The sequence below is a fragment of the Acuticoccus sp. I52.16.1 genome (genome assembly GCF_022865125.1).
Taxonomy (GTDB): Bacteria; Pseudomonadota; Alphaproteobacteria; order Rhizobiales; family Amorphaceae; genus Acuticoccus.
Window position 1 is genome coordinate 2,297,346 of sequence record NZ_CP094828.1, and the last position, 26,654, is coordinate 2,323,999.

At 68.0% G+C, this 26,654-nt stretch carries 27 protein-coding genes; 21 read left to right on the top strand and 6 right to left on the bottom strand.

The window, feature by feature from the left end:
- Positions 1 to 40 precede the first annotated feature (40 nt).
- Both MRB58_RS10395 and MRB58_RS10400 read left to right on the top strand, forming a co-directional pair.
- Positions 41 to 844: an SDR family NAD(P)-dependent oxidoreductase gene (locus tag MRB58_RS10395; protein ID WP_244781638.1), complete on the top strand. Its 804-nt coding sequence runs from the start codon at positions 41 to 43 to the stop codon at positions 842 to 844.
- Between the two features lie 9 nt (positions 845 to 853).
- Positions 854 to 1,195, top strand: a complete 342-nt coding sequence (locus MRB58_RS10400; protein ID WP_244781639.1) for a VOC family protein — start codon at positions 854 to 856, stop codon at positions 1,193 to 1,195.
- Positions 1,196 to 1,250: 55 nt separating this feature from the next.
- On the opposite strand, the gene MRB58_RS10405 is transcribed toward MRB58_RS10400, so the two are convergent.
- Together MRB58_RS10405 and MRB58_RS10410 are read right to left on the bottom strand one after the other, a co-directional pair.
- Entirely contained in the window at positions 1,251 to 2,000 is a 750-nt protein-coding gene (locus MRB58_RS10405; RefSeq protein WP_244781640.1) for an SDR family oxidoreductase, read from the bottom strand.
- A 26-nt stretch (positions 2,001 to 2,026) separates the two neighbouring features.
- Positions 2,027 to 2,944 carry an SMP-30/gluconolactonase/LRE family protein gene (locus MRB58_RS10410; protein WP_244781641.1) on the bottom strand — a complete coding sequence of 306 codons (918 nt, stop codon included), beginning with the start codon at positions 2,942 to 2,944 and terminating at the stop codon, positions 2,027 to 2,029.
- A gap of 269 nt (positions 2,945 to 3,213) precedes the next feature.
- On the opposite strand from MRB58_RS10410, the gene MRB58_RS10415 reads away from it, so the two are divergent.
- The 4 genes from MRB58_RS10415 to MRB58_RS10430 all read left to right on the top strand — a co-directional run bounded on the left by MRB58_RS10415 (position 3,214) and on the right by MRB58_RS10430 (position 7,164).
- On the top strand, positions 3,214 to 4,863 hold the full coding sequence (locus tag MRB58_RS10415) for an NAD(P)/FAD-dependent oxidoreductase (RefSeq protein ID WP_244781642.1): 1,650 nt from the start codon (positions 3,214 to 3,216) through the stop codon (positions 4,861 to 4,863).
- Between the two features lie 97 nt (positions 4,864 to 4,960).
- A complete protein-coding gene (locus tag MRB58_RS10420; protein ID WP_256461719.1) occupies positions 4,961 to 5,686 on the top strand; it encodes a CoA transferase subunit A in 726 nt (241 codons plus the stop codon).
- A complete protein-coding gene (locus tag MRB58_RS10425) occupies positions 5,686 to 6,342 on the top strand; it encodes a 3-oxoacid CoA-transferase subunit B (protein ID WP_244781643.1) in 657 nt (218 codons plus the stop codon). Before MRB58_RS10420 ends, MRB58_RS10425 begins: the two co-directional genes overlap by 1 nt.
- Before the next feature lie 66 nt (positions 6,343 to 6,408).
- Positions 6,409 to 7,164: an SDR family NAD(P)-dependent oxidoreductase gene (locus MRB58_RS10430; RefSeq protein ID WP_244781644.1), complete on the top strand. Its 756-nt coding sequence runs from the start codon at positions 6,409 to 6,411 to the stop codon at positions 7,162 to 7,164.
- A gap of 44 nt (positions 7,165 to 7,208) precedes the next feature.
- On the opposite strand, the gene MRB58_RS10435 is transcribed toward MRB58_RS10430, so the two are convergent.
- Both MRB58_RS10435 and MRB58_RS10440 read right to left on the bottom strand, forming a co-directional pair.
- Positions 7,209 to 8,417 (bottom strand): hypothetical protein, encoded by a 1,209-nt coding sequence (locus tag MRB58_RS10435; RefSeq protein ID WP_244781645.1) that lies wholly within the window; start codon positions 8,415 to 8,417, stop codon positions 7,209 to 7,211.
- A gap of 82 nt (positions 8,418 to 8,499) precedes the next feature.
- Positions 8,500 to 9,123, bottom strand: coding sequence for a TetR family transcriptional regulator (locus MRB58_RS10440; RefSeq protein WP_244781646.1), 624 nt, complete (start codon positions 9,121 to 9,123; stop codon positions 8,500 to 8,502).
- 169 nt (positions 9,124 to 9,292) lie between these two features.
- Between MRB58_RS10440 and MRB58_RS10445 the strand changes: the two genes are divergently transcribed.
- From MRB58_RS10445 to MRB58_RS10500, 12 genes are all read left to right on the top strand, one after another.
- Positions 9,293 to 10,507, top strand: a complete 1,215-nt coding sequence (locus tag MRB58_RS10445) for a hypothetical protein (RefSeq protein ID WP_244781647.1) — start codon at positions 9,293 to 9,295, stop codon at positions 10,505 to 10,507.
- Between the two features lie 20 nt (positions 10,508 to 10,527).
- The gene (locus MRB58_RS10450) at positions 10,528 to 11,046 is read left to right on the top strand and encodes a flavin reductase family protein (protein WP_244781648.1); all 519 of its coding nucleotides are present in this window, start codon (positions 10,528 to 10,530) and stop codon (positions 11,044 to 11,046) included.
- Entirely contained in the window at positions 11,043 to 11,789 is a 747-nt protein-coding gene (locus tag MRB58_RS10455) for a sulfite exporter TauE/SafE family protein (protein ID WP_244781649.1), read from the top strand. The genes MRB58_RS10450 and MRB58_RS10455 overlap by 4 nt, the downstream gene beginning before the upstream one ends.
- A gap of 16 nt (positions 11,790 to 11,805) precedes the next feature.
- Positions 11,806 to 12,903: a TRAP transporter substrate-binding protein DctP gene (dctP, locus tag MRB58_RS10460; RefSeq protein ID WP_244781650.1), complete on the top strand. Its 1,098-nt coding sequence runs from the start codon at positions 11,806 to 11,808 to the stop codon at positions 12,901 to 12,903.
- A 29-nt stretch (positions 12,904 to 12,932) separates the two neighbouring features.
- A complete protein-coding gene (locus MRB58_RS10465; protein ID WP_244781651.1) occupies positions 12,933 to 13,487 on the top strand; it encodes a TRAP transporter small permease in 555 nt (184 codons plus the stop codon).
- Positions 13,484 to 14,818 (top strand): TRAP transporter large permease, encoded by a 1,335-nt coding sequence (locus MRB58_RS10470; RefSeq protein ID WP_244781652.1) that lies wholly within the window; start codon positions 13,484 to 13,486, stop codon positions 14,816 to 14,818. Before MRB58_RS10465 ends, MRB58_RS10470 begins: the two co-directional genes overlap by 4 nt.
- Positions 14,815 to 16,011, top strand: a complete 1,197-nt coding sequence (locus MRB58_RS10475) for a Xaa-Pro peptidase family protein (RefSeq protein ID WP_244781653.1) — start codon at positions 14,815 to 14,817, stop codon at positions 16,009 to 16,011. Before MRB58_RS10470 ends, MRB58_RS10475 begins: the two co-directional genes overlap by 4 nt.
- 7 nt (positions 16,012 to 16,018) lie before the next feature.
- Positions 16,019 to 17,035 carry a TRAP transporter substrate-binding protein gene (locus tag MRB58_RS10480; RefSeq protein WP_244781654.1) on the top strand — a complete coding sequence of 339 codons (1,017 nt, stop codon included), beginning with the start codon at positions 16,019 to 16,021 and terminating at the stop codon, positions 17,033 to 17,035.
- 70 nt (positions 17,036 to 17,105) lie between these two features.
- Positions 17,106 to 17,567, top strand: a complete 462-nt coding sequence (locus MRB58_RS10485; protein ID WP_244781655.1) for a TRAP transporter small permease — start codon at positions 17,106 to 17,108, stop codon at positions 17,565 to 17,567.
- The gene (locus MRB58_RS10490; protein WP_244781656.1) at positions 17,564 to 18,910 is read left to right on the top strand and encodes a TRAP transporter large permease; all 1,347 of its coding nucleotides are present in this window, start codon (positions 17,564 to 17,566) and stop codon (positions 18,908 to 18,910) included. The genes MRB58_RS10485 and MRB58_RS10490 overlap by 4 nt, the downstream gene beginning before the upstream one ends.
- Positions 18,911 to 18,921: 11 nt before the next feature.
- Entirely contained in the window at positions 18,922 to 20,052 is a 1,131-nt protein-coding gene (locus MRB58_RS10495) for a Xaa-Pro peptidase family protein (RefSeq protein ID WP_244781657.1), read from the top strand.
- An 11-nt stretch (positions 20,053 to 20,063) separates the two neighbouring features.
- On the top strand, positions 20,064 to 20,813 hold the full coding sequence (locus MRB58_RS10500) for an SDR family oxidoreductase (protein ID WP_244781658.1): 750 nt from the start codon (positions 20,064 to 20,066) through the stop codon (positions 20,811 to 20,813).
- Positions 20,814 to 20,854: 41 nt separating this feature from the next.
- Here the strand turns inward: MRB58_RS10500 and MRB58_RS10505 are convergent, their stop codons facing one another.
- Both MRB58_RS10505 and MRB58_RS10510 read right to left on the bottom strand, forming a co-directional pair.
- The gene (locus MRB58_RS10505; RefSeq protein ID WP_244781659.1) at positions 20,855 to 21,772 is read right to left on the bottom strand and encodes a LysR family transcriptional regulator; all 918 of its coding nucleotides are present in this window, start codon (positions 21,770 to 21,772) and stop codon (positions 20,855 to 20,857) included.
- Positions 21,773 to 21,997: 225 nt separating this feature from the next.
- Entirely contained in the window at positions 21,998 to 22,882 is an 885-nt protein-coding gene (locus MRB58_RS10510) for a LysR family transcriptional regulator (RefSeq protein WP_244781660.1), read from the bottom strand.
- 116 nt (positions 22,883 to 22,998) lie between these two features.
- Here MRB58_RS10510 and MRB58_RS10515 point away from each other — a divergent pair, with 116 nt between their 5' ends.
- From MRB58_RS10515 to MRB58_RS10525, 3 genes are all read left to right on the top strand, one after another.
- Positions 22,999 to 24,252 (top strand): ribulose-bisphosphate carboxylase large subunit family protein, encoded by a 1,254-nt coding sequence (locus MRB58_RS10515; protein ID WP_244781661.1) that lies wholly within the window; start codon positions 22,999 to 23,001, stop codon positions 24,250 to 24,252.
- The gene (locus MRB58_RS10520; RefSeq protein WP_244781662.1) at positions 24,249 to 25,616 is read left to right on the top strand and encodes a four-carbon acid sugar kinase family protein; all 1,368 of its coding nucleotides are present in this window, start codon (positions 24,249 to 24,251) and stop codon (positions 25,614 to 25,616) included. Before MRB58_RS10515 ends, MRB58_RS10520 begins: the two co-directional genes overlap by 4 nt.
- 72 nt (positions 25,617 to 25,688) lie before the next feature.
- The gene (locus tag MRB58_RS10525; protein ID WP_244781663.1) at positions 25,689 to 26,648 is read left to right on the top strand and encodes a TRAP transporter substrate-binding protein; all 960 of its coding nucleotides are present in this window, start codon (positions 25,689 to 25,691) and stop codon (positions 26,646 to 26,648) included.
- Positions 26,649 to 26,654 lie beyond the last annotated feature (6 nt).

The window sequence follows — 26,654 nt, forward strand, 5'->3', positions numbered from 1 at the left end:
ACAGGGCCTTCAGAGGGCCCGTGCTGGAGAGGCGGCGTGCATGAGCGAATGGACGGGTAAGGTCGCGTTGGTCACGGGCGGCGCGACCGGAATTGGTGCCGCGGTCGCGCGTCGCTTCGCGAAGGCCGGCGGCCAGGTCGTCATTGCCGACCTCGACCCGGCGGCCGGGGGCCGCATCGTCGAGGAACTCGGTGGCGGCGAGCGGGCCGTGTTTGTGCGCACCGACGTCACCTCGGTGCAGGCCGTCGCCCAAGCCGTCGACACGGCGGTCTCGGCGTTCGGCGGGGTCGACCTCCTCCACAACAACGCCGGCATCATGCACCGGCACGAGCGGATCGAGGACGTGCCGCCGGCCTCGTTCAAAGCCGTCGTCGAAGTCAATCTCGTCGGCATGTTCCTGGCCGCGCAGGCCGTGGTCCCGGTGATGAAGGCGGCCGGCGGCGGCGTCATCGTCAACATGTCCTCGCGCGGCGGCTCGCGCGGTCAACCGCACATCCTTTCGTACTCGGCGAGCAAGGCGGGCATCCTGGCGTTCACACGGGGCCTTGCCGAGCAACTCTGGCCGCACGGGATCCGCGTCAACGCGCTCATCCCCAGCCTCGTCGATACGCAGATGGCGCAGGGCGGGCCGAATCTACGCGCCGCGACGTCCACCGGCAGCTACGTCTTTTCGCCGGACGAGATGGCAGAGGCCGTGCTCTCGCTCGCGGCGGTCGGCGATCCGCGCGGCGTCATTCACGAATACGCGGGCACGCCGGACGGGCCGCGGCGCTACGAGGTCGGGGAGTTGGAGCGCCGCGAGATCCCGATGCGGGCTGCCATCGACGCCGCCCATAGGTCATAGGAGGAACCGATGCCAAAATATTCGCTGGTCGTTTTGACGAACGCGGTCGCGGGGCGCGAGGAAGAGTTCAACGAATGGTACTCCGGTCAGCACCTCGCCGATGTGGTCGCGCTGCCGGGCGTGGTGTCGGCGCAGCGGTTTCACCTCGCGCCGCTGCAACGCGCCGCCACGCCGTCGCCCTATCGCTACCTCGCGATCTACGAGGTGGAGACCGACGACCTCGCCGCCACCGTCGCGGCGCTCCGCGAGCGGGCGGGCACCGACTTGATGCCGCTGAGCGACGCGATGGCCGACGACCGGTACGCCTACTTCTTCGAGCCGATGGGCGAGGCGACGCGGGCGCCGGCCTGAGCCGCTGCGGGCCCGCATATGCCGGCGCGGACCAGCCGAACAATACGCGTCGGGATCAGACCCGCGCACCGGCGTCGAAGCGGATCAGCGCCGCGTTGAAGAACCGGTTCTCCACCAGGTGCAGCACCAATGCCCCGAACTCGGCGGGGTCGCCGAGCCGGTTGGGAAACACCGTCCTGGCGACCAGCGAGGCTGTCCAATCGTCGGGCAGGGCATTGAACATGGCGGTGTCCATGAAGCCCGGTGCGATCGCGTTGACGCGGATACCGTGCGCGCCCAGCTCCCGCGCAACGGTCAGCGAGAGAGACGCGACGCCCCCCTTGCTCGCCGCGTAGGCGGCGCTGCTGCTGGCGTCGAGCGCGGCGATGGACGAGGTGTTGACGATGACGCCGCGCTCCCCGTCCGGCCCCGGCGCATTTTGCGCCATCCGCTCGGCGGTGCGCGCCATGACGATGAAGGTGCCGGTGAGGTTCACCTCGACCGTGCGCCGGAAGGCCTCGAAGCGATCCTGCGCCTGGGGCCCGAGCAGGGACCCGCTCGCCACGATTCCAGCGCAGTTGACGCACACGTCGATACGTCCCCACCGCGCGACGGCATCGTCCACTGCGCGAGCGACGGCCGCGTCGTCGGTAATGTCGCAGGCGTAGTGGGCGATGTTGCCCTCGCCGCCCGCCGGTAACGCGCCCGGCCCGGCGAGATCCAGCACCGCGACATGGGCGCCGCGCTCCGCCAGCGCCTGCACCGCGCCGCGCCCCAGGCCGGACGCACCGCCCGAGACCACACAGACTTTTCCGTTCACATCCATTGTCGCCGATCCCCCCGTCCGCGCGTTCACCGGGAAAAATTCAGCGCCAGGCCGGCGCAGTGCCAGTCCAGCGCGACGAGGCGGCCGCTCTGGCCGAACGTGACGTAGGCGGTGCGCAAATCCGGCCCGCCCCAGCACAGGTTCGTCGTGTAGCGGTCCGGCAGCGGCAGATGGCGCACCCCGTCCCGCGAAACGACTGTGATGCCGCCGTTCATGAGCGTCGCGACGCAGACCGAGCCTTCGCTGTCGACAGCCAGCGAGTCGAGCAGTTGATAGTCCGGCAGGCCGGCGAGCAGCCGCCCGCCGTTGGGCGAGGGCCAGGGCAGCGGCGCCACCTCGCCGGGCGCCACGACGTCGAACTCCCAGAGACGGCCGGTCGGCGTCTCGGCCACGTACAGCTTGTCCTCCTCGCGCGAGAGGCCGACGCCGTTGGGGGTCATCAGCGGGAAGATCACCTGGCGTATCGAGGATCCGTCAGGGTGCGCGTAGTACACGCCGCCGCGATCCATGTCGCGCGGGCGCGTCTTTCCCGAATCGGTGAACCAGAAGCCGCCGTGCCGGTCGAACACCAGGTCGTTCGGCCCGCGCAGCTCGCCGTGCTCAGTGCGGTCGTAGAGCCGGGTCACGGCGCCGGTCGCAAGATCGACGCGTTCGATCCGGCCGCCGGAGTAGGCGGTGCCCTGTCCGGTCATCCGCAGGCCTTCGGCGTCTTCGTGCCAGGCGAAGCCGCCGCTGTTGCAGACGTAGCAGGCGCCGTCCGGTCCGATCGCCGCCCCGTTCGGGCTGCCGCCGAGGATCGCGACACGCTCGGCCGAGCCGTCCAGCCCGATCCGCGTCAACGCGCCGGCCTCCAGCTCGACGACCAGGAGCGTGCCGTCGGCGCACCAGACCGGCCCCTCCGGGAAGCGTAGACCCGAGGCGATCTCCCTAAATAGCGTTGCCATTCGTCGTTTCTTTCCTGTTGGGCTCCCAGCCTCGTCAGGCGGTCGGTCGCTTTGCCGATCCGCCCCGCCAGAAAGCCGCTTGCCGGAGTGTCTCGATCAACATATAAGTACCAACATAATAGCGTAACTCAGAACGTCGGCCAACGGCGTCGTCGCGCCTCTGTCTTCTTGGGCGCGACCCGTGGGGCGGAACAATCAGTGGGGAGCACGGTGCCATGCGCCTTCAATCGGCGACCATCACTCCGTCAGGTGACAGCCATCGTCCGAAGGTGAGAGAGCCTTCTCGCGAGTACGACGCCGTCGTCATCGGCGCCGGCGTCGCCGGGATCTACCAGCTCTATCGCCTGCGTGAGCTCGGCATGAGGGTTCATGCCTTCGAGGCCGGCTCCGGCCCTGGCGGGGCGTGGTATTGGAACCGCTATCCCGGCGCCCGGTTCGATTCGGAAAGTTACTCCTACGCCTACTCGTTCTCGAAGGAGATCCTCGACGAGTGGAACTGGTCGGAGCACTTCGCCTCGCAGCCGGAAGTGCTGCGCTACTACGACTTCGTCGTCGACCGGCTCGACCTCCGGCCCTCGATCACCTTCAACAGTCTCGTCGTCAGCGCGCAGTATGACGAACACGCCAATCGCTGGCGGCTGACCCTGGATGACGGGAGCAGCGCCACGGCACAGTTTGTCGTCGCCGCGGTCGGCCCACTCACGGTGCCGACGCTGCCGCGCATCGACGGCGTCGAAAGCTTCGCCGGCGAGGCATACCATACCGCGCGCTGGCCGCGGGAGCCCGTCACCTTCGCGGGCAAGCGCGTCGGCGTCATCGGCACCGGCGCCACCGGTGTGCAGACGATCCAGGAGGCCGCGAAGACGGCGCGCCACCTCACCGTCTTCCAGCGCACCGCGAACTACTGTGCGCCGCTGAACAACCGGCCGATCACCGAGGCCGAGCAGCCCGCGCTCAAGGCCACCTACGACGAGGTGTTCACGCGCTGCGCCACCAGCGGCAACTGGTTCATCCACGACACCGATCCGCGCGGCGCCCTGTCGGTGAGCGACGAGGAACGGCTCGCCTTCTTCGAGAAGCTGTACGGCGAGCCCGGTCTCGGAATCTGGCAGGGCAACTTCCGTGACACGATGACGGACGCCGCCGCCAACCGCACGATCACCGAGTTCATCCACGCCAAGATCCGCGAGCGGGTCGAGGATCCCGTGACCGCCGAGAAGCTGATCCCGAAGGATCATGGCTTCGGCAACCGCCGCGTCCCTCTGGAGACGGGATACTACGAGGTGTTCAACCAGCCGAACGTCGACCTCGTCGATCTCAAGGCGACACCGATCGTGAGGATCACCCCGACCGGCGTTCAGACGACCGAGGGTTTGGTCGAACTCGACATGCTCGTCTACGCCACGGGGTTCGACGCCATTACCGGCAGCTTCGATCGGATCGACATCCGCGGCCTCGACGGCCGGACCTTGAAGGACACCTGGGCCGAGGGGCCCCGCGCCTACCTGGGCCTGCAGATCTCCGGCTTTCCCAACTTCTTCACGCCGGGCGGTCCGCTCTCGGCGCTCGGCAACATCCCGCGCGCCCTCGAGTACCACGTGAACTGGATCACCGACGTCATCGTCCACATGCGCAAGCACGGGTTCAACGTCGTGGATGCACGCCCGGAGGCCGAGGCGGCGTGGACGGACCACGCCCGCGAGGTGGCGCAGATCCCCCTCAGCAGCAAGATCGACTCTTGGATGACGGGCGTGAACACCAACGTCGAGGGCAAGCAAGCGCGCAACGTCGTGATGTACCGCGGCGGCGCGGCGAACTTCCGGACCTGGTGCGAGAACAGTTCAGCCGGCGGTTACCCGGAATTGGCGTTCGGCTCGCACGCCGAGACGCAGGCGCACACCGCCGCGCTGCCGGGATGAGCGCCGCGGACCGACCGGCGCGACCGACAGGCGGCGCCGGCTCCGCTCGGACGAGACCTCCACGCCCTCGCGATCATCGAGACGAAGGATCCGCGACTTGAGACAGAAACTGCACAGCGACGCGGACTGCGCCCTCGACGGCCTGCTGCGCGACGGGATGACGGTGATGGCCGGGGGCTTCGGCCTGTGCGGCATCCCGGAACATCTGATCGCCGCGATCGGCCGCGCCGGCGTCAAAGACCTGACGGTGATCTCGAACAACTGCGGCGTCGACGACTTCGGCCTCGGCATCCTTCTGGCGGCGGGCCAGATCCGGAAGATGGTCAGCTCCTACGTCGGCGAAAACAAGATGTTCGAGCGAATGTACCTGGCCGGGGCGCTCGAGCTGGAATTCAATCCGCAAGGCACGCTCGCCGAACGGATCCGGGCGGGCGGCGCGGGGATCCCGGCATTCTTCACGCGCACCGGCTACGGCACGATGGTCGCCGAGGGGAAGAAGGTCGAAGTCTTCGATGGCGTCCCTCACATCATGGAGACGGCGCTGACGGCGGACCTTGCCATCGTCAAGGCGTGGCGGGCGGACGCCGAGGGGAACCTCGTCTACCGAAAGACGGCGCAGAACTTCAACCCGATGATGGCGACCGCCGCGCGGACCACCGTCGCCGAAGTCGAAGCCGTCGTCCCCGCCGCCACGCTCGACCCCGACCACGTCCACACGCCGGGCATCTACGTCGACCGCCTGATCGAGGGCCCCGGATACGAAAAGAGGATCGAGCGCATGACGACGCGGCAGCGCATCCCCGACGGCGTCGGAGCCGAATGATGGCCTGGACGCGCGACGATATCGCCCGGCGAGCCGCCCGCGAAATTCGTGACGGCTTCTACGTCAACCTCGGCATCGGCATTCCGACGCTGGTCGCGAACCACCTCGCGCCGGACCTCACGGTGACGTTCCAGAGCGAGAACGGAATGCTCGGAATCGGCCCCTTCCCGCTCGAAGGCGAGGCCGACGCCGACATCATCAACGCCGGCAAGCAGACCGTCACCGAGACGCCGACGACGGCCTACATGTCGAGCGCCGACAGCTTCGCCATGGTGCGTGGCGGGCATATGGACCTGTCGATCCTCGGGGCGATGCAGGTTTCCGCGACCGGCGATCTCGCCAACTGGATGGTGCCGGGCAAGATGGTGAAGGGCATGGGTGGGGCGATGGATCTCGTCGCCGGCGCACGCCGGGTCACGGTGCTGATGGAACACGTCGAGCGGAGCGGCGCGCCCAAGATCGTCGAGCGCTGCTCGCTGCCCCTGACGGGCGCGCAGGTGGTCGATCAGGTCATCACCGACCTCGGCGTGTTCGTGTTCGCCCAGCGCGGCGGCCCGCTGTCGCTGGTCGAGCTCGCCCCTGCGGTCACGCTCGACGAAGTCCGCGCCAAGACCGGGGCCCCGTTCCTGGAGCGCATCCGCGAGCCGACCGCATGACGGCGCACGCCTCGACCCGCGCCTCGGCCACCCGAACGCCTGCACCCCTGACCGAACGAGCCCGCCATGTTCGAACTTGACGGCACCACCGTGCTCGTGACCGGCGCGTCGAGCGGGCTCGGCGCCCACTTCGCCCGCATGCTCGCCGGGCACGGCGCGTCCGTCGTCCTCGCCGCGCGCCGGGTCGACGCACTCGCCCTCGCCTGCGAGGAGATCCGCCGCGCCGGCGGCCGCGCGGACGCGATCGCGCTCGACGTGACCGACGCGGCGTCGGTCTCCCAAGCCGTCGCACTGGTCCGCGAACGGCACGGGCGCATCCACGCCGCCATCAACAACGCCGGCGTCACCGTCACCAAATCGCTGCTCGATCACGATGCCGCGGACTGGGACCGGGTCCTCGATACCAATTTGCGCGGACCGTTCCTCGTCGGCCGGGCGGTGGCCGAGGCGATGCGCGAGGACGGCGGCGGCGCGATCGTCAACGTGGCCTCGATCCTCGGGCTGCGCGTCGCCGGCCAGGTCGCGAGCTACGCCACCTCCAAGGCCGGCCTCGTGCAACTCACCAAGGCGATGGCGCTGGAGTGGGCGCGCTACGGCGTCCGGGTCAACGCGCTGTGCCCCGGCTACATGTCGACCGATCTCAACCGCGACTTCTTCGACAGCGAGGCGGGCTCCGCGCTCGTCCGGCGCATCCCGCAGCGCCGCCTCGGGCAGATTGAGGAACTGGACGGCCCGCTGCTGCTCCTGTGCTCGGCGGCCGGGAGCTACATGACCGGCTCCGTCGTCGCCGTCGACGGCGGCCACCTCGTCTCCTCGCTCTGAGCTGGATCGGATCTCACTGCTCCGCCCACTCCACGAGCCGCGTCTTACAAACTGTTGCTGGTGAGAGGCAGACGCAGTCGCGCTCGCCCGTGCTCGGTCGCATTCACTCGCAAATTCATCGTGGTGTGGCGGCTCGCAACAGCGATGTCCTGATAGTAGGTCGCAATCGGGTTGTCGTCGTAAGCCCCACGAGCGCCGGCGAGATCCCAGACCGCCTGGGCGGCTTCGCGGACCAGTTTGCCGGCGTAGCTGCCGTTGCTTCGATAGTTCGAGCGCTCCAGCGGCGTAAGCTCCCGGCCGCTCGCGGCGAATGCCGCGATTTCCGCCGCGTCGGCTCTCAGCAACGCCTCGGCCGCCTGCAGCGCAGCGGATACCTCGCCGACCAGCATCTGCTCCGTCCCGTATGTCGCCGTTTCGAGATTGGTCATCAGGGAGCGGCGCTCGCGGGAATCCTCGAGGAACGTCTCGAACATGGCCTCCGCCATGCCGATCAATGGTGAGGCCAGAAGAATGCCGAACGTCATATGGACGGGCAGCCGGTAGATCGCTGCCGTGTTCAAAGCCGCTCCTGGCGAGGGGCCTGTCTTCAACGCGTCGATCGACAGGCTCATCGCGTCGGGCACGAAGTGGTCGTGCAGCGAGATGTCATGACTCCCCGAGCCCTGAAGTCCGATCGCGTGCCATGTGTCCTCGACATCGACCTCGGCGGTCGGGATCATGAAATAGCGCTCGTCCTCTCGGCCAGTGTCGCGCTTGACCGTCGTCGCCACGAGGCACCAGTCGGACCCGATCACCCCGCTCACGAAGGGCCAACGACCGGTGACGCGGTAGCCGCCGTCCACCTTCTCGGCGCGGCCCAGCTTCGGAATGATGATGCCGGCGATCAGGGCGGTCGGATCCTGGCCCCAGATGGCCTCTTGTGCCGCTGCCGGCCAGCGCGCGAGCATGTAATTGTGCATGATATATTGGGCCAGGCACCAAGCCGTCGACGGGCAACCGCCGGCCGTCGGGATCAGCACGTCGATACAGGCACCGATAGGCGCCTGGGCTCCGCCGAAGCGACCGGGTTGAAAAAGGCGCTGCAAGCCAGAGCGGCGGATCACGTCCATCGTCTCCGGGATGATCGCCCGATTGGCGTAGGTCGCCGCGCGCTGGGTGCGCAACTGCGGAAGAAGATCCACGGCCCGCGCGATCAGCAAATCTTCGTCCAGACCCGCAGCAGGCTGCCCCGGCCATTTGTGGATCACAGACATCGATAACGGCCCTTCATTCAATTTTCGGTCGGCAAGAGCCTCCACGCAATAAGTACGCCAGCGACCTGCAGGGCGGCTCCGATCACAGGGCATCGGTCCCGAGGACGCGCACCGGCCGCGGCTCGAGCGTGGCGCCGACCAGCCCACTCAGGGCCGAGGTCAGGGCCTCCCGACTGCGCTCGACCGGCATTTCGGACGCGGCGAGAACCGAGCCGATCAGTTGGCCGTAGATCAGCGCCGATGCCTCGAAGGCGACATCCTCGACCGGGCCAACGGGCCTCAACCCACCGCCGCGCACGCCGGCCTCGATCGCGCGTTGGACGAAGCCCGTGATTGCACCGTGCAGTCGCTGCATCTCCGACAATATTCCTGCGTCGAACGGAGAGCGGCCGTACACGGCCATCCAGTAGCGTGGCGGGGGAAGCCCATACGCCTGATGGTTGACGCAGAGGTCTACAAAGCCTTCCAGCCGCGCTGTGGCGGCGGACGTCTCCTCGATCGCGCTCAGATAGCCGATGACCTTCTGGTTCACGTCATTGATCGTGTCCGCGATGATCGACTGCTTCGCGCCGAAGTAGTGCGTGATGACGCCGGCGGAAACGCCCGAAACGTCGCTGATCTCGCGGATCGTGAGGTCTCGCCAGCCCTGAGCGCTCAAGATCACGACCACCGCGTCGATCACCTGACGGCGGCGGATGATCTCCATTCCGAGCTTTGGCATGGGTGGGACCTTCGTTCCGTGTTCGCCGCCATGTGGCGCTGCACAAAAAATCACCCATGCTGCACAAAAGATCAAGTTGCCCCGGTTATGGGTCACGTGTTCTAGAACACGCATTCCATAAAGGCATCTCGATGCCCTCTTCCGGAGCCGACTCTTGAATAATGTCCTGCCCGCCGACACGGACGCTGGTCGATCCATCGCGTCCGAGGACGCGACCGACGCCGAGATCATCATCGCCCGTGCCAACGCCCTCACCGAGGTCGTAGGGGCCCATGCCGACGAGACCGAACGGCTTCGTCGTCCCGCCGACGCCAACTGCGCCGCCATCCGTCGGGCCGGGATCCATCGCATTTTTCAGCCCGCCCGTTTCGGTGGCGCCGAGGCGCCGTTTCGGACGGGGGTCGAGGTCTTGTCGGCGATCGGGCGCGGCTGCGGTTCGACCGCATGGGTGCTCGCTCAGAACATCACCCACAACATGATGGTCTCGCAGTGGCCCCAGGAAGCGCAGGAGACCGTTTGGGCAGACCCGACGGCGCTTCTATCCGGGATCCTGATTCCCGGAATCGGTAAGGCGACGGTCGTCGATGGCGGCTACCGGCTCTCCGGGCGCTGGCCCTTCGTCAGCGGCGTAGATGTCTGCGATTTCGCACTCTTCACCGCCTTTGTTCCAGATGGCGATCGCCTGATCGACCTGCATCTCATCCTGCCGCGCGAGCAGTTCGAGATCATCGACACCTGGCACGCCATCGGGCTCAAGGGCTCGGCCAGCAACGACGTGAGCATCGACGACGTTTTCGTGCCGCGGCACATGACCCTCGACGGCGAATTCCTGCGTGGGCGGGCGCCGCGATACGATGGAGAGCCGGTCGTCTTTCAGGCGCCGAACTACGCCATGTTCGGAAGCATGATCGGCTCGGCGCAGCTCGGCATCGCCGAAGGCGGCGTCGCGACCTACCTGGATCAGGCGGTCGGCCGGGTGGCACGCATGTCCACCAAGAAGGTCGCCGACTACAACACCCACCATGTGAAGGTGGCTGAAGCGGTGACCTGCCTGAAGGCGGCGCGTCAGCTGATCTACGGAACCTGCGACCTCGCCACCGCGATCCTGGAGAGCGGCCGCCTGCCGACACTGGAGGAGCGTGCCCAGTTCCGTGCCGAGGCCGCGCTCGCCGGACAGCTCTCGGCCCGTGCCATGGCCGTGGTTTGGGACGCGGGCGGCGGCGGTGCGATCTACGACCGAAATCCGCTGTCACGCTACTACCGCGACATCAGTGCCGCGGCGCGCCACATCACCCAGAACTGGGATGCCAACCTCGGCACCTTCGGGCGCATGAAGCTCGGCCTGCCGATCGACAATCCGGCGCTGTGATGGGGGCGGCTTACCTCCACATGGCCGATGAGACGAGCCCCCCGCAGCGCGACGCCTTCCTCGCGGCAATGCGCCGGGCGGCCTCACTCGTGAGCGTGGTCTCGACGGGGGCACCGCACGCCCGCCGCGCGCTCACGGTCGGCTCTTTCGCCTCCGTGTCGGCCGATCCTCCCCTCGTTTCCGTGTGTATCCGCGCGACGAGTCCGATGTGCGCGGCCCTCGAGGACCATACGCACTTCACGGTCCACGTCCTCGGAGAGGACCACGCCCACGTTGCCGACACGTTCGCCGGCAGGCCACCGGAGGGAACGCCGTACGATTTCGACTGCGCAAGCTGGATCGACCGCGGCGACGGCCGCGAGCCGAGCCTGGAAGACGCGGCGATCGTGGTGGACTGTCTCAGGCTCGACGCGATCGCCCTCGGATCGCACCGGCTCTTCGTGGGGGAAGTGACCGACGTGGAGACCAGCGGGGCCATGCCGCTCCTCTATTTCGACCGCGACTATTGCGTCCCACTCGTCCGGACAGCCGGTCGATGACCTTCGATCCCACCCTGGTCGCCGCCGCATTCATCGCCGCGAGTTTCATCGGCCTGGCCAAAGGCGGATTGCATATCGCGTCGATGTTCGCGGTGCCGACGCTGTCGCTGGTGATGCCGCCGATCACCGCCGCGGCGACGTTGCTGCCGGTGCTGATGGCGAGCGACGTCGTCGGGCTTCTGTCCTACCGGCGTACCGTCGAGCGGCGCCTCGTGATCCTGCTGCTGCCGGCGGCGCTGGGTGGTGTCGCGCTCGGCTGGGCGACGGCGGCGATGGTTTCGACCGGCGCCGTCATGGTGGTCATCGGCCTAACCGGCGTCGTCTACTGCCTCGCCCGCTGGTTCGCCGTGCAATCGACCGGGGCCCGCCGCCCGTCGTCGCTCGCCGGGGTGTTCTGGGGGGCGCTGTCCGGCTTCACCAGCTTCGTGTCCCACGCCGGTGGCGCACCATGGCAGATCTACATGTCGCCGCAGCGCCTCGACCCGCCGACCTTCGCCGGGACGACGGTGGTGATCTTCTCAATCGTGAACGCCGTGAAAGTCGCCCCCTACGTGGCTCTCGGCGGATTTCAGACCCAGACGTTGCGCCTCTCGCTGGCGCTGATCCCCGTCGCTCTCGCAGCGGCATTCGCCGGCATCTGGCTGACCCGCACCGTCCCGGAGGCGGTCTTCTACCGCATCCTCGATGCGGCCCTGTTCCTCGTCTCGCTCAAGCTCATCCTCGACGGCGTGTTCGCCGGCTGACCCAAGGACCTCGCCCATGACGACCCCGAAAGCTCTCGCAAACGTTCTCCGCGCGACGGTGTTCTGCGCGCTCGCGGCACTGCCCTTCTCCATGCCGGTTGCGGCGCAGGAGGTCGCGATCGATTTCGCGTCCCACCTCGGTCCGAGCGGGCCGCAGATGCAGGTCTTCAAATGGTGGGCCGACGAAGTGAAGTCGCGCTCGGAAGGCCGCATCGAGGTGGTGAACTTCTTCTATTCCCAGTCGCTCGTGAAGGCGCCGGACCAATTGGCCGCCGCCGGCGACGGGCGTGCGACGATCGTCTGGACCACGCCGTCCTACAACCCTTCCGACATGCCGCTCGCAACGATCACCGAGATCCCGTTCATGACGGAGAACGTGGTCGCCTGGGGCCGGGCGCTCGAGGAGCTCTACGCCACGAATGCCGACGTGAAGGCGGAGTTCGACCAGCGCGGTGTGCAGCTTTTGTTTGCGCCGCCGGTCGGTGGCGCGTCGATCGGTGCCAAGATGCCGATCACCAAGCTGGAAGATCTCGAAGGCATGAAGATCCGCGCCTTCGGCTACCTCTCCCAGGCGCTCGCCGCAGCGGGAGCGAGCCCCACTGGGATGTCCGGCGCCGAGATCTACGAAGCGGTCAAGCGCGGCGTGCTCGATGCCTATTCCGGCGTGATCTTCGAGGTGCTCGGCGATCTGAAGCTCTACGAGGTCGGACCGCACCTCACGGGTGTCGGCATGGGGGCCTTTTCCCAGGGCGTCTTCCTGATGAACAAGGACATTTACGACGGCCTGCCGGACGACCTGAAGGCGATCATCGGCGAGGTCAGCAAGGAAGCGAGCCTGCGCTCCGCGGCCGTGATGACCGAGGCCGAGACCGCCGTGTGCGACACCATTCTCGCGGCCGGCGGCACGGCCACTCTGCTGCCCGCCGCCGAGGTGGAGCGCTGGAAGGAGATGCTCGGCGACGACATCCTGTCGAACTGGATCGCCGAACGTGAGGCGCGCGGCCTCCCGGCTCAGGCGGTCGCCGACCAATGGGCCGAACTCGTCGCCGAGTATGAGGCCGAAACCGACTACACGTCGGGTGTCGTTCAGTGCGCAGAGCGCAGCCCGTCCTGATCCCGACGATTTAGGGCACCAGATCCAACGTGACCCAGCTTCCCGCTTCACCCACTGGCCCCACGCGTGAGCGTGACGTCACGCCGGTACGCCTCCTGTCCGCCGCGCTCACGATCCTGTCGACGCTGTGCGTCGTCGCCGTCGTCGGACTTGTCGTACTCGATGTGGCGGCGCGCAATCTCGCCGGTGCCTCCGTGCCCGGCGTCCTCGAGGTCACGGAGGTGACGCTCGTGGCCATCGTCTACCTCGGTCTGGCGATGGCGCAGCGCCGTCAGGAACATGTCAGCCTGTCGATGGTGGTCGACAGGCTGGGCGGCCGCTGGCAGCGCGGTGCCCACTTCATCGCGATCCTCGTCTGCCTCGGCGTCACGCTGTGGTTCGCCTGCGCGGCCTGGGACGCCGCCCTCACGGCCTTTGCGCGTGGGGAGTACCGGTTCGGCCTCGTCGCAGTGCCGATCTGGCCAGCACGGTTTGCGATTGCGATCGGGCTCACGGTCCTCATCCTGGAACTCCTGGTGGACCTGAAGCGCATTCTCAACGGTGCGCCGCTTCCCTCCAGCGACTTCACCGAGGGCGTGGCATGATCCAGGCTCTCGGTCCGCTCGGTGTCGGCGGTGTCGCCCTCGCCGGTCTCGTCCTCCTTCTTGTCGTGCGTGTGCCGGTCGCGATCGCGCTGGCCGCGGTCGGCGGCGTGGGCCTCTGGGCCATTCGCAACGAGACGGTAGCCACCAAGACGCTGTCTGCCACCGCTTTCACGGCCACCAGCAGCATCGACCTGGTCGCGGTCCCGCTCTTCATCGCGATGGGGATGCTTGCGGTGAAGGCCGGGATCGCGACCGGTCTCTACGCGGCGGCGGCGCGCTGGCTCAGTCGGCTCCCCGCCGGGCTGGGCCTCGCTACGATTGTCGCCTGCGGCTTCTTCGCGGCCGTCACAGGGTCGAGCGTGGCGACCGCCGCGAGCATCGGACGGTTCGCGATCGCCGAGATGCGCCGCTACGGTTATGCCAACGACTTCTGCGCGGGGATCGTCGGCACCGCCGGGACGCTCGGGATCCTGATCCCACCGTCCATCGTGCTCGTGCTCTACGGGATCGTCGCCGGCGAATCGATTGGCGCACTGCTGATCGCAGGCATCGTGCCGGGCCTCCTCTCGCTCGTGATGATGATGACGGCCGCGATGTTGCGCGTGGTCATCGATCCCGCCGTCGCGCCCCGCCGGGCAGCGGCCGATGTCGAGAGCGGCACCCTCGCGACGGCGGTCAGCGGGGTGGGGAAGACGGGCGTCCTTTTCCTGGTGGCGGTCGGCAGCATCTATGCCGGCATCGCCACCCCGTCCGAAGCCGCGGCCCTCGGCGCCGTCGTCGCCTTCGTCTTCGCTCTGGCGGAGGCGCGGAAGGCCTGGGGGCCGGGTCTCGCCGGGATCGTGGAGGCGTTCAAGGAGACGGCCTCGCTGACCTCGATGACCTTCTTCATCGTCGTCGGGGCCTCGATCTTCACCGCCTTTCTCTCACTGGCGGGCGTGCCGCGAGTTCTGTCCGAGTTCGTGCTCGCCCTCGATGCTCCGGCGTGGCTGGTGATGGTCGCGATCCTCGCGATCTACCTGCCGCTCGGCATGTTCCTGGACGGGATCTCGATCCTATTGATCACCACGCCGCTGGTCTATCCACTCGTCACAAATCTCGGTTACGACGGCGTCTGGTTCGGCGTGATGCTCGTGAAGATGATCGAGATCGGCCTCATCACGCCCCCCGTCGGGATCAACGCGTTTGTCATCTCCGGGCGAGCGACCGGCGTGCGTGTCGAAGAGGCATTTCGCGGTCTCGCCTGGTTCATCCCGTTCGAACTCGCCACCGTTGCGATCCTGTTCGCCTTTCCGGATCTCGTGACCTTCCTGCCCAGGAGCATGGGCCAATGAGCCTTCCCACGCGCCGCCCCGCCCTCGATCGCCCGACACTCGAGCGCCGCCTTGCCGCGATCCGCGAGCGTATGGCCGACGCCGAGATCGACTGTCTCGTCGTCGTCGGCCGCGGCAACATCGCCGAGTTCGGCGCCCAGCATTACCTCTCCGGCTACACCCCGGTACTGCGTAACGCGGCCACCATCGTCGCTCTGTCGGGCGAGCCGATCCTGGCCGTGACCACGCCGTCCGACATCGCCCTCAGTGCGGGTCGGACCCCACTGCGCGACGTCCGGGTCGCAGCCTTCGGATCGGCACCCAACAGCCTCGCCGCATTGATCGCGGCCATGGCCGGGGAGGGGACCGTCGGTGTGGTCGGGCTGGAAGATGTCGTCCCCGCGGCAGAGTTCGCGCGCTGGGTGGCCGCCGCTCCGGCTGCCACCTTCGTCGACGGAGCCGATGTGCTGATGCCGATCAAGATGGTGAAGAGCGCCGACGACATCGTCGCGATGCAACACGCGGGACGGACTGCGGACGAGGCCTTCGAGGTCTTCACGGCATCGCTCCGAGACGGCAAGACGCTCGCCGCCGCGGCCGGAGATGCCGAGGCGGCGCTGCGCGCCTCGGGCGCACACGAAATTCTCGTCTATGCCAGCCCGGGGCCGCATTTCCTGCATCGGCCCGACGGAGTGCCGCCGCGGGATGGTGATCTTCTCACGGTGTTCGTCGAGTTTTCCGATCCGGACGGATACTGGGTCGAACTTGCCCGACTGGTGACGGTCGGAACGCTCGGACCCGACCAGATCGCCGTCGCCGCGGCGGCTGTCGAAGCGATCGAAGTGGCCGGCGCCGCTCTGCGCCCTGGCCGCGCGGCCTCCGAGGCCTTCGCCGACATTGCGGCGGTACTGCGTCGCCACGGCGTCACCTCCGGCCTCTGGGCCGGTCACGGCGTCGGCATCGACCATGATCTCCCGGTCATCGGCGGGGATGACCCGACGCCGCTCGCCGCCGGTATGGTCGTCGCCCTCCACCCGCACATCGTCACGGCCGACGGCGGCGTAGGCGCCTGCCTCTGCGACACCTTCGTCATCGGTGAAGAGGGGACCACGCCGCTCTCCCGTCTGCCGCGAACGCCGGTCGCACTCGCCGTCCCTCCCGCCGCACCGACTGCCGGTGCTGCGCAAATTCCTTCCCCTGTCCGCCAGCCTTGAGGACTCTATGACACCCTTCTGGACCCGCCTCGCCGCCGCCGCGGCAATCGCTTCCCTTGCCGGGACCGCCGTCGCGCAGGAGTGCGCCGACACCCAGATCCGGCTGAGCTACGGCTCACCGATCGCCTCCGACTGGACCAAGTGGGTCGAGGCCTTCAAGGCCGAAGTCGAGGACAAGAGCGAAGGCCGGATCAGCATCCGTGCCTACTCGGACCGGCAGCTCTTTTCTGGCAGCCCGAAGGCCGAGATCGACGGTGTGCTCGACGGTATCGCCGATGCGACGTTGACGTCGACGCTTCTCGTCGCGCTGTTCCTCGACAACCGGTTCGATCTCATCAACATGCCGTTCCTGGTGCCGAGCCACGAGGTGGCCGCACGCGTCGTCGACGGAGAGATCGGCACGATCATGGAAGGCTGGGCGCGCGAGAAGGGGCTGGAGCCGATCGGTTGGGGCGTCAACGGCTTCCGCCAGCTGACGAACAAGTCCAAAAAGGTGAAGACGCCGGCCGATATGAAAGGCATGAAGATCCGCGTTGCGGGATCGAAGCTTTTCATCCGGGCGGTCGGCCTCCTCGGCGCAGATCCGATCACGATGAGCTTCAGCGAACTCTATCCGGCCCTGCAACAAGGCGTTGTCGAGGGTCAAGAAAATCCGCTGTCTGAAATCGAAACGTCAAGCTTCTACAACGTTCAGGACTATGTCGCGATCTGGAACTACGTCTATGATCCGCTGATCCTGTTGATGAACGAAGCCACTTTCGCCGGCATGTGTGAGGGCGATCAGCAGATCCTGCGCGATGCGGCCGTCGTCGCACGCGACACCCAGCGCGCCATCGCCGTCGAGGCCGACAAGACGATGCCGGAGCTTCTGCGGACCGAGCGAGGCATGACCGTGACGCCGTTCGAAGAGGTGGACTTCGAAGCATTCAGGGAGATCGTCTATCCGACGATCCGCAAGGAGTGGGCGCCGATCGTCGGGGAGGAGAACCTCGAGAAGCTCGAGGCCGCCGTTGCAGCCGAATAAGTCCTCGGTCGGCCCTTCAAACGGGAGCGGTACGCCGCCGCTCCCGTCCACGATCGACGAGGGCGGCCGCGTGGATGACGGCGGATTTGCTCCGGAGGATTGGCTGCTCTTCGCGCTGCTGTCCGGAATCGTGGGGCTGTCTGCCGCTTCTGTCGTGGCGCGCTACGCCCTGCCGGGTGTCAACATCGCCTACCTCGACATCCTCTTGCCGGATCTCTTCGTGTGGCTCGCCCTCGTTGCAGCGGCCGCCGGCGTACGCCACGGCGCGCACCTCGGCCTGACGCTCTTGCACGATTGTGCTCCGCCCGTCTTCAAGCGACTGCTCGACTGGTTCTACGTCCTCGCCGGCATCCTCTTCTTCGGCGTTGTGCTCTGGACCGGGTGGGAACTGACCGCTGCACAGATGCGTCGCGGCACGATGTCGGCATTCGGTTACCCGGCGTGGATCGTCACGGCGGCGCTGCCGGTGGCTTCGGCGATCGCTCTGGCACGCTTCCTCGGCGTCATGCGTAAGCTCCTCAAAGCATCATGAGCGTCGTCGCCGTTGCTCTCCTGGGCGGGTTCTTCGTGACCCTGGTCCTGGGGCTCCCGATCTACCTGGCCCTCGGTGCCACGTCGATCGCCGCGATCATCCTGCTCGACCTCGAACCGCTGCGCGTGGTCGCGAGCACGGTTTCATCGAGCATCAACTCGTTCAGTCTCATCGCGATCCCAGTCTTCGTGCTGGCCGGCAACATCCTTGCGGACTCGCAGATCGGCAGCCGGCTCATCGAACTCGCCCTCGCGATCGTGGGGCGGCTTCGCGCCGGTCTTGCCTTCGTCACCGTCGGCGTCGGCCTCTTCTTCGCGGGCATCTCCGGCTCCGGCCCGGCGGATACGGCGGCGTTGGGGGCACCGCTGATTCCGGCGATGGAGAAACGCGGCTACAGTCGGGCCTTCGCCAGCGCTCTCGTTGCGGCGACGGGGGCACTCGGCCTCGTCTTCCCGCCATCGCTCGGTTTTATCATCTACGGCGTCGTCGCGCGTGTTTCGGTCAGCAAGCTGTTCGTGGCGGGCGTCCTGCCGGGGATCCTCCTGGCGTTGGCGCTCGCGGTCGTCGCCTACGTCAAGGCGCGCCGCAACGGGTGGGATCAAGGCGACGCGCCGGCGGCCGGCGTCGATGGCGGGGATTCGGTTGCAACCGCGCCGAACGAACTTGCATGCGGCTATGTTCGCAACGTCGCCCGCGCCTTCGGCCGCGCCTTCTGGGGATTGCTCGCACCGGTGATCATACTCGGCGGCCTCTATGGTGGGGTTTTCACGCCGGGTGAAGTGGCGACCGCCGTCGTCATCTATGCGCTGTTCGTCGCTGTCGTCGTGTACCGCGACCTGTCGGTTCGGGACGTCGCACGGATCATAATTCGGTCGGCCCGCACCACGGGCGTGATCATGATCATCGTCGCCTCCGCCTCGGTGTTCTCCTTCCTCCTCAACACGCAAGGCATCGCGGCGGCCTTCGGCGGCATGCTGTCGACGCTGTCGGACAATCCGCTCCTCTTCCTTCTGGCGGTGAACGTCATCGTCCTTGTCGCCGGCTGCGTGATCGACGGGATCTCCATTACCTACATCTTCGCGCCGATCATGCTGCCGATCGCGATACGCCTCGGGGTCGACCCGACACATTTCGGCGTGATCCTGCTCGTGAACATCGCGATCGGCCAGACGACGCCGCCGGTCGGTGTGAACCTCTTCGTCGCGTGCGCGGTCGGCAGGGTGTCGCTGGCGCAAATCTCGCGGCAAATGCCGGTGATCTTCGTCGCGCAGCTCGTCACGCTCGCACTCGTGACGCTGGTCCCCGGCCTATCGCTCTGGTTGCCGCGAATGTTCGGCCTTTAAAGGAATCCGCGATGATGGATTATGCCAGCCACGCCGAGCGCGACCGCCGCTGGGCCGCGCTTCGGGTCGCGATGCGGGAGGATGGGCTCGACGCTCTCGTCGTGGCCGGATCGGACTTCCGCGGGCAGAAGGGTGGCCTGCGCTACGTCACCGACATGCAGCCTTTCCACCGCTTCGGTTATGCGGTGCTGCCTGTGGAGGGGGACCCCGTCGCCGTCCTGCACCCCGTCCTCGCCTACGACACGCTGAGCGACTGGGTGAGCGACAAGCGGTTCTCTCCGACCCCGGGGTCGACGCTGGCTCAGGTCATCGCCGCATTTCCGCGTCATCACCGGGTCGGCCTCGTTGCGATGGATCAGGCCATGCGCGTCAGCGACCATGCCGCGTTGGTCGAAGCGCTGCCGATGACCCGGTTCGTCTCCGCGGACGCGATGTTCGAGCGGGTGCGCCGCTTCAAGAGCCCCGCCGAACTCGTCGGCGTTGCGGAGGCTGCCACCATCGCCGACGCCTGCTTTGCGCGACTTCTCGACATCGCGCGTCCGGGGCGAACCCATCTCGACGTTCACGCCGAAATGTTGCGGACGGCGACCGCGCTGGGCGCCGTCGAGACGCTTTTCCTGACGATGTACTCGGAGAAGGGGCCGGGTGGCGCCGTGCCGCGGATCACAGCGCCGGCCGCGCGTGAGATCGCACCGGACGCGCCCTTCTGCTTCTCTCTGGAGTTGACCGGCCCATCGGGACATTGGGTCGAGTTCTGCCGCATCGTCGGCTTTTCCGGCGCTTCGGCCGGCGAGATGGCCGAGCTTTGCGAGGCGAGCACGACAGCGGGCCTCAGGGCGCTCTGCCCCGGCACGGTCGGGCGCGAGGTGCAGCGCGCACTGGAGGAGGGGGTCGATCCCGCCTTCGAGGTGTGCCCTGCGTCCGGCCACGCCATCGGCCAGGACGTGATCGAGCAGCCGATGATCGTCCGGGGCGATCCGGGTGAGCAAACCTTCGAGCCGGGGATGGTCGTCGCGCTTCACCCGATGATTCATTCGAAGCTTGCCGGACCGCTCGGTTACGTCGCCGATACCTTCGTCATGGAAGCCGAGCGGCCACGGCAACTGTCCCGCTTCCCCCGCCAGGCCTTCATGGCCCTATGAGGACCAAGTTCATGAAACCACAGGACTGGACCGGCGCGACGGCGCTCGTGACCGGCGCGTCCAGCGGGATCGGCGCGGCCATAGTCCGGGCACTCGCGGGGATCGGGCTAACGGTCGTCGGGGTCGGTCGCGACGGCGCAGCGCTCGATGCCCTCGGCGGCGAATGTGGGATGATTCCCATCGCCTGTGACATCAGGGACCGGGAGCGAATGGCCGCCGAACTGGCGCCCTATGCGGTCGACGTCCTCGTCAACAACGCGGGTGTGATCCCGTCCCACAGCAAGGTTCAGGATCAGCCCGTCCCGGACATCGACGCAATGATCGACGTCAATTTCCGCGCGGCGGTGCTCCTGACGCAGCATTGCCTCGCGGGTATGCTGGAACGCCGGCGTGGACACATCGCCTTCATCGGCTCCAGCGCGGGCTTTGTCCCGCACGGCCAACTCGCAGTGTATGGGGCTACGAAAGCCGGCGTGTCGCTCTTCGCCCAGGCGCTGCGATGCGATCTACTCGGCACGAACGTGCGTGTCACTGAGATCGCGCCGGGGCGCGTCGCGACCCGCCTCTATCGCGACGCGATGGACATGGAGGCGGCGCGCCGAACCTTCTACGAGGCCTACGAGCCGCTTCTCCCGGACGACGTGGCCGCAACACTGGTCGCGGCGCTGACCATGCCGGCGCACGTCGACCTGTCTCGGATTGACATTTTCCCGACGACGCAGGCGGTCGGTGGCTCTCAGATCGTCAGTCCGGATGTGTAGACTCGCGTGGAACGAGGGACCCCGTTAGAGGGGAGAGTCGGTTACGGTCCCGGACGCTGCGCGACGGCATGTGCTGCGCCGCCCGCGAACAGCTCGTCCGCGACACGGCGCACGATCTCCTCGACCGCGAGCACCGCAGGGAGCCGAGTTCCGCGCAGCCTCGCAATGGTGACCTCGCGCGCAAGGCCGGCGATCGGCGCCTGAACGAGGTGTGCGTCGAGCGCCTGGCGCCGGCTCGCAGCGACGATGGCCGCGACCTCGCCCGTGGCGAGCAGCGCGGGCAGCGCGGTCGGCGCATCGACCTCCACCCTCGGCGCCACGGAAAGACTGCGCGCGGCGGCGGCCCGCTCGACCAGACGGCGAAGACCATGCCGCGGGCTCGGGAGGGCGAGCGGCAGGGCGAGCGCGGCCTCGATCGTCACCGCGTGATCCGCCACCAACGTCTGCGAGCCGACGAGGACGAGGTCATCGCGCCAGAACGGCCCCGCGGCGTGGATCGGCAGAATCTCGTCGCGGTAGAGCGATGCGAGATCGAGCGTTCCCGACGCGAGGCCATCTGCCAGATCGCCGCTTTGCGCACCGACCAGCGTGAGGCCGACATCGGGAAACCGGGCCGCCACCTCGGCGACGGTCGGAGGCGCGATCGAGGGTGCCAGGCTCGCGAGAAGCCCCAGCCGCACCCGGCCACGGATCGCGGAAGTCGGCACTTTGATCCCACGCTCGAGCGCACGCAGCGAGGCGAGCACCTGCTCGGCCCGACGCGACAGTTCGCGTCCCTTTTCGGTCGGATGCATTCCGCGGCCGTCGCGCTCGAAGAGGCGGCACCCGTACTCGGCCTCGAGCGCGGCGACGTCGGCGGTGAGAGCGGAGGGTACCGTGCCAAGAAGCCGGGCGGCCTTGGTCGCGCTGCCGGTTTCGGCGATGACGATGACGCTGCGCAGATGACGGAAGGTCGGCATCAAGCCAGCATAACAGACATTACAAATTCTGAAATCTGCTAGTACCCCACCGCGCGTTCCGGGCAGCACCTCTCTGACTTAGGGTCCGATGATCGAGCCAGGTGGAGGATCGACCTTATCTCCGGCAGCCGGAGGACGGGTCGGCAGAACGCTTCGCCAGCTCCGGGGGAAGCAATGAGCGTACGGATGAGATTGCGCCGCGCGAGCGTCGCCGTCGTCGCCCTGTCACACGGACTGAGCGATCGCCTCCAGGGTGGCGGCGCGAACCGCCATCATCTCGCGGCTCGGCGGTCGCACGGCGAGGTGGGCGAGCGCCAGGGTGCGGGTGAGCCGCGGGCGCAGGATCGGCTGGACGACGAGCAGCCCGGCCGCGACCTCGGGCGCGACGGAGAAGGCCGGCAGGATCGAGTGCCCGAGCCCCGCCGCGACCAGCTTCTTGATCGCCGACACGCTGTCGAGTTCGACCGCCACCGCGAGCTTCAGCCCCAGCCGGGCGGTCTGCGCATCGAGGATGCGGCGCAGACCGCTGCTGGGGCCGGGCAGGATCAGCTTGATCCGCTGAACCGCCGCAAGGTCGGCGCCGTCGGCGACCGGTGCGTCGCGCGCGCTGACGAAGCAAAGGGGCTCCTCGACCAGCGGCTCGGATGCGAGCCCGCTCACGTCGGCGCCCGCGTAGATGATCGCGTAGTCGGCGGAGCGGCTCCGCACGAGATCGGCGGAAACCGGGCTCAGCGCCTCAATCACCCGCAGCTTCAACTCCGGGAAACGGGCGTCGACGATCGACAGGATGCGCGGCAGCAGGGAATCGCCGACGCTCACGGGGAGCGCGAGACTGACCGTTCCGCTCGGCGCCGCCTCGTCCCGCAGCGCCTCGCCGATGGCGTCGAGGTCGGCGAGGATGAGCGCGGCTTCGAGGGCGAGGCGGTGTCCAGACGTCGTCGGCCGCACGCCGCGCCCCGTCCGCACGAGCAGAGGTTGCCCCAGCTCGTCCTCGAGCCGGCGGATCTGCCGGCTCACTGCCGGTTGCGAGAGACCGAGCGATTGGGCGGCGCGCGAGATGCTCGCGAGCTCTACGGTGCGGACGAAGTAGCGCAGCCCGTCGACTTCCAAGACATGCCCTCCCGCCGTGCGCCCTCGCGAGCATACCGCCGAGGGGCGGCGCGACAAGGTGCGCCCGCCGAACGAATGCGCGAGCCCTCAGCCCGAGAAGCATCGAAGAGAACAGCATGAGCGTCGAACGGATCGAAGCCGACTACCTCATCGAGACCGCCTACGAGCCTCAGGTCGCGGCAGAGACCATGGCCGGCGAGCAGTCGAGCGGCACGTTCCGCCCGGTGCCGGGCGAGACGGAGGAGCTGAAGGCGCGCGCCGCGGCCCGGGTCGAGCGGCTCGAGATCGTCGGTACCGCAGAGGCGCCGTCGCTTCCGACCGCCGGCGTCGCCGCCGACGCGAAGGTGACGCGGGCGCAGGTCACGCTGTCCTGGCCGATCGACAATCTCGGCCCGTCGCTGCCGAACCTGATGGCGACCGTCTCCGGCAATCTCTCCGAGTTGAAGCAGGTGTCGGGCCTGCGTGTGCTCGACATCCGCCTTCCGGACGTCTTCGCGGAGGCCTACCAGGGACCGCAGTTCGGCGTCGCGGGAACGCGGCGGCTCGCCGGGGTCGCCGAGGGGCCGTTGATCGGCACGATCGTCAAACCCAGCGTCGGCTTCAGCCCTGCCGAGACCGCGGCGCTGGTGAAGACGCTCGCCGAGGCCGGCATCGACTTCATCAAGGACGACGAGCTGCAATCCGACGGACCGTCCTGCCCGTTCGAGGCGCGTGTCGAGGCGGTGATGGCGGTGATCGACGAGGTCGCCGACCGCACCGGCAAGAAGTTGATGTACGCGTTCAACCTGACAGGCGAGCTCGACCAGATGCGCCGCCGCCACGACCTCGTCATGCGGCTCGGCGGAACCTGCGTGATGGCGAGCCTCAACTCTGTCGGACTCGTCGGCTTCGTCGAGCTGCGCCGGCACGCGGCTTTGCCGATCCACGCCCATCGCAACGGCTGGGGCTACCTCTCGCGCCATCCGCTGCTCGGCTGGTCGTACCTCGCCTGGCAGAAGTTCTGGCGCCTCGCGGGAGCCGACCACATGCACGTCAACGGCCTGCGCAACAAGTTCTCGGAGCCGGACGAAAGCGTCATCGCTTCCGCGAAGGAGTGCCTCACGCCGATGTTCGAGGCCAAGCCGTGCACCGTGATGCCGGTGTTCTCGTCGGGGCAGACGGCCTTGCAGGCACCGGACACCTTCGCGGCGATCGGAACCGACGACCTCATGTATCTCGCCGGCGGCGGAATCATGGCTCATCCCGGCGGTCCGGCCGACGGTCTCGCCAGCCTGCGGCAGGGGTGGGAGGCCGCCATGGCCGGCATCCCTCTGGACGTATACGCCAGAGACCACGGGCCGCTGGCGGAAGCGATGAAGACGTACGCATGAGTCCTCTGCCCACCGATCGGCCGTTGCTCGCCTGGTACGGCGACGATTTCACCGGCGCTTCCGGCGTGCTCGAGGCGATGACCTTCGGCGGCGTCGGCGCGGTGCTGTTCCTGGGGCTCCCCACAGCCGACCAGCTCGCCCGCTTCGCCGGCTATGGCGCGGTCGGTATCGCCGGCATCGCCCGCTCCCAGAGCCCGGCTTGGATGGATCGCGAGCTGCCGCCGGTGTTCCGCTTCCTGGAGGGGCTCGGCGCGGCGATCACCCAATACAAAGTGTGCTCGACGTTCGATTCCTCGCCGACCGTGGGCTCGATCGGGCACGCCTACGACCTCGCCGCCCCGATCCTGGCTGGGCGCTGGACGCCGATGCTCGTCGCCGCGCCCGGCAACAGCCGCTTCCAGGTGTTCGGCAACCTGTTCGCTTCGGTCGGCGCGACCGGCTATCGCATCGACCGCCACCCGACGATGAGCCGCCACCCGGTGACGCCGATGACCGAGGCCGACCTCGGTCGCCACCTCGCGCGCCAGACGGACGCCGAGATCGGTCTCGTCGACATCGTCGCGATGCGGCGCGGCACGGCCGGCGAGGCGCTGGCAAGGGAGCTGGAGCGCGGCGCCAGGATTGTCTCGCTCGACGTAATCGATCCGGAGACATTGGCCGAAGCCGGGCGCCTGGTTTGGGAGACCCGTGGCCAACGGCTGTTCGCGATCGCCTCGCAGGGGCTGAACTATGCGCTCCTCGCCCACTGGTACGCTGCCGGGCTGCTCGCCGAGCCGGCCGCGCCGCCGGTGATGCCGCGCGCCGCGCGGATCGCGTGCGTCTCCGGCTCCTGCTCACCGGTGACGGCCGATCAGATCGCCTGGGCCGAGACGAACGGGTTCCGTGCCATCCGGCTCGACGTCGCGCCCGCGGCGGTCGGGGGCCGGCCGTGGCAGGCCGCGCTCGCGGCGGCGGCCGACAGCGCGGCCGCGGCGGCGTCCGAGGGCGCCGACCCGCTAGTGTTCACCGCGCGCGGCCCGGACGATGGCGCGGTCGCCGCCCTGAACGCGGCGATCGCGGTCGCCGGCGCCGACACCGGTGCGGTGAACGCGTTGATCGGCCAGGGACTCGGCCGTCTGCTCGCCGACGTGCTCGCCCGCACCGGGGCGCGGCGCGGCATCATCGCCGGCGGCGACACCTCGAGCCACGCCACCACGGAGCTCGGCGTCTACGCGCTGACCGCGCTGGCGCCGACCGATACGCCAGGCGCCGCACTGTTCCGCGCCCACGCCGACGCGCCTGAAGCGGACGGCCTCGAGGTCGCCCTGAAGGGCGGTCAGATGGGCAGCCCAGACTACTTCGGGCGCATGCGGGGTGGTGCCTAGGCCCACCCCACGACGAACCGCCGGGCGCTCGCCGGCGCGCAACCAGAAAACACCTCAGGGAGGACGGACGAAATGAAACACCTGATCTTGGCGGCACTCGCCGCCGGCCTCATGTCCACCGCGGCGCACGCCCAGGACGTCGCGATCGCGGTCCACGTCGACCCTTCGAACGTGATGTACAAGCTGGCTGAGAAGATGGCCGCCGGTATTGAGGAGAAGTCGGGCGGCGCGATGTCCACGGCGGTGCTCGGCGCCGAGGTGGGAGGCGAACGCGACCAGCTCGAGGCCGGCTCGAGCGGCGAGTACCAGATCGTTCTCGGCGGCTCGGTGCCGATGTCGCTCTACGCACCGAAATATGCCGCGTCCGACATGCCGTTCGTCTGGTCTTCCTCGGACGAGGCGCGCCAGGTCTATGAAGGCGACATGGGCGCTGCCGTGCAGAAGGCGTTCGAGGAGAACGCCAACCTGCATCTCCTCGGCCTGTCGCTGCGCAACCCACGCGTCCTGACGTCGAATTCCGCGGTCAACGGGCCGGAGGACGTGAAGGGCGTGCGGATGCGCGTGCCGGAGGTGAAGACCTGGATCGACGTGTGGTCGGGGATCGGCGCGCTGCCGAGCCCGATCGCCTGGCCCGAGGTCTACACCTCGCTGCAGACCGGCGTCATCGACATGGAGGAGAATCCGGTCGAGATCATCTATTCGGCAAAGCTGTTCGAGGTGCAGAGCCACGTCGCGAAGACGAACCACGTCTATTCGTTCTTCCACTGGCTGGCCAACAACGAGTGGTACCAGGGCCTGTCGGACGACGACCGTGCCATCGTCGACGCCGCCGCCGAAGAAGCGATCGCCTGGGGCGACGTCCAGGTCACGCAGAGCGCTGACGAGCTCTACGCGAAGCTGGAGGAGGCAGGGATGGAGGTGACTGAGCCCGATCTCGCCGCCTTTCGCGCGCTCGCCAAGCCGGCGGTGGAGAACGCAGCGGCGAATTTCGCCCCGGAGGTCCGCGACTACGTCCTCTCCAAGCTGAACTGATCCGGG

Excerpts from the sequence above, each read along its gene's own strand:
- MRB58_RS10450 (WP_244781648.1), top strand. The coding sequence starts at position 10,528 with ATGGCCGATGAGACGAGCCCCCCGCAGCGCGACGCCTTCCTCGCGGCA.
- MRB58_RS10505 (WP_244781659.1), bottom strand. The coding sequence starts at position 21,772 with ATGCCGACCTTCCGTCATCTGCGCAGCGTCATCGTCATCGCCGAAACC.
- MRB58_RS10515 (WP_244781661.1), top strand. The coding sequence starts at position 22,999 with ATGAGCGTCGAACGGATCGAAGCCGACTACCTCATCGAGACCGCCTAC.
- MRB58_RS10475 (WP_244781653.1), top strand. The coding sequence starts at position 14,815 with ATGAGCCTTCCCACGCGCCGCCCCGCCCTCGATCGCCCGACACTCGAG.
- MRB58_RS10500 (WP_244781658.1), top strand. The coding sequence starts at position 20,064 with ATGAAACCACAGGACTGGACCGGCGCGACGGCGCTCGTGACCGGCGCG.
- MRB58_RS10395 (WP_244781638.1), top strand. The coding sequence starts at position 41 with ATGAGCGAATGGACGGGTAAGGTCGCGTTGGTCACGGGCGGCGCGACC.
- dctP (WP_244781650.1), top strand. The coding sequence starts at position 11,806 with ATGACGACCCCGAAAGCTCTCGCAAACGTTCTCCGCGCGACGGTGTTC.
- MRB58_RS10490 (WP_244781656.1), top strand. The coding sequence starts at position 17,564 with ATGAGCGTCGTCGCCGTTGCTCTCCTGGGCGGGTTCTTCGTGACCCTG.
- MRB58_RS10480 (WP_244781654.1), top strand. The coding sequence starts at position 16,019 with ATGACACCCTTCTGGACCCGCCTCGCCGCCGCCGCGGCAATCGCTTCC.
- MRB58_RS10405 (WP_244781640.1), bottom strand. The coding sequence starts at position 2,000 with ATGGATGTGAACGGAAAAGTCTGTGTGGTCTCGGGCGGTGCGTCCGGC.
- MRB58_RS10440 (WP_244781646.1), bottom strand. The coding sequence starts at position 9,123 with ATGGAGATCATCCGCCGCCGTCAGGTGATCGACGCGGTGGTCGTGATC.
- MRB58_RS10430 (WP_244781644.1), top strand. The coding sequence starts at position 6,409 with ATGTTCGAACTTGACGGCACCACCGTGCTCGTGACCGGCGCGTCGAGC.
- MRB58_RS10495 (WP_244781657.1), top strand. The coding sequence starts at position 18,922 with ATGATGGATTATGCCAGCCACGCCGAGCGCGACCGCCGCTGGGCCGCG.
- MRB58_RS10425 (WP_244781643.1), top strand. The coding sequence starts at position 5,686 with ATGGCCTGGACGCGCGACGATATCGCCCGGCGAGCCGCCCGCGAAATT.
- MRB58_RS10455 (WP_244781649.1), top strand. The coding sequence starts at position 11,043 with ATGACCTTCGATCCCACCCTGGTCGCCGCCGCATTCATCGCCGCGAGT.
- MRB58_RS10410 (WP_244781641.1), bottom strand. The coding sequence starts at position 2,944 with ATGGCAACGCTATTTAGGGAGATCGCCTCGGGTCTACGCTTCCCGGAG.
- MRB58_RS10520 (WP_244781662.1), top strand. The coding sequence starts at position 24,249 with ATGAGTCCTCTGCCCACCGATCGGCCGTTGCTCGCCTGGTACGGCGAC.
- MRB58_RS10400 (WP_244781639.1), top strand. The coding sequence starts at position 854 with ATGCCAAAATATTCGCTGGTCGTTTTGACGAACGCGGTCGCGGGGCGC.
- MRB58_RS10470 (WP_244781652.1), top strand. The coding sequence starts at position 13,484 with ATGATCCAGGCTCTCGGTCCGCTCGGTGTCGGCGGTGTCGCCCTCGCC.
- MRB58_RS10525 (WP_244781663.1), top strand. The coding sequence starts at position 25,689 with ATGAAACACCTGATCTTGGCGGCACTCGCCGCCGGCCTCATGTCCACC.
- MRB58_RS10435 (WP_244781645.1), bottom strand. The coding sequence starts at position 8,417 with ATGTCTGTGATCCACAAATGGCCGGGGCAGCCTGCTGCGGGTCTGGAC.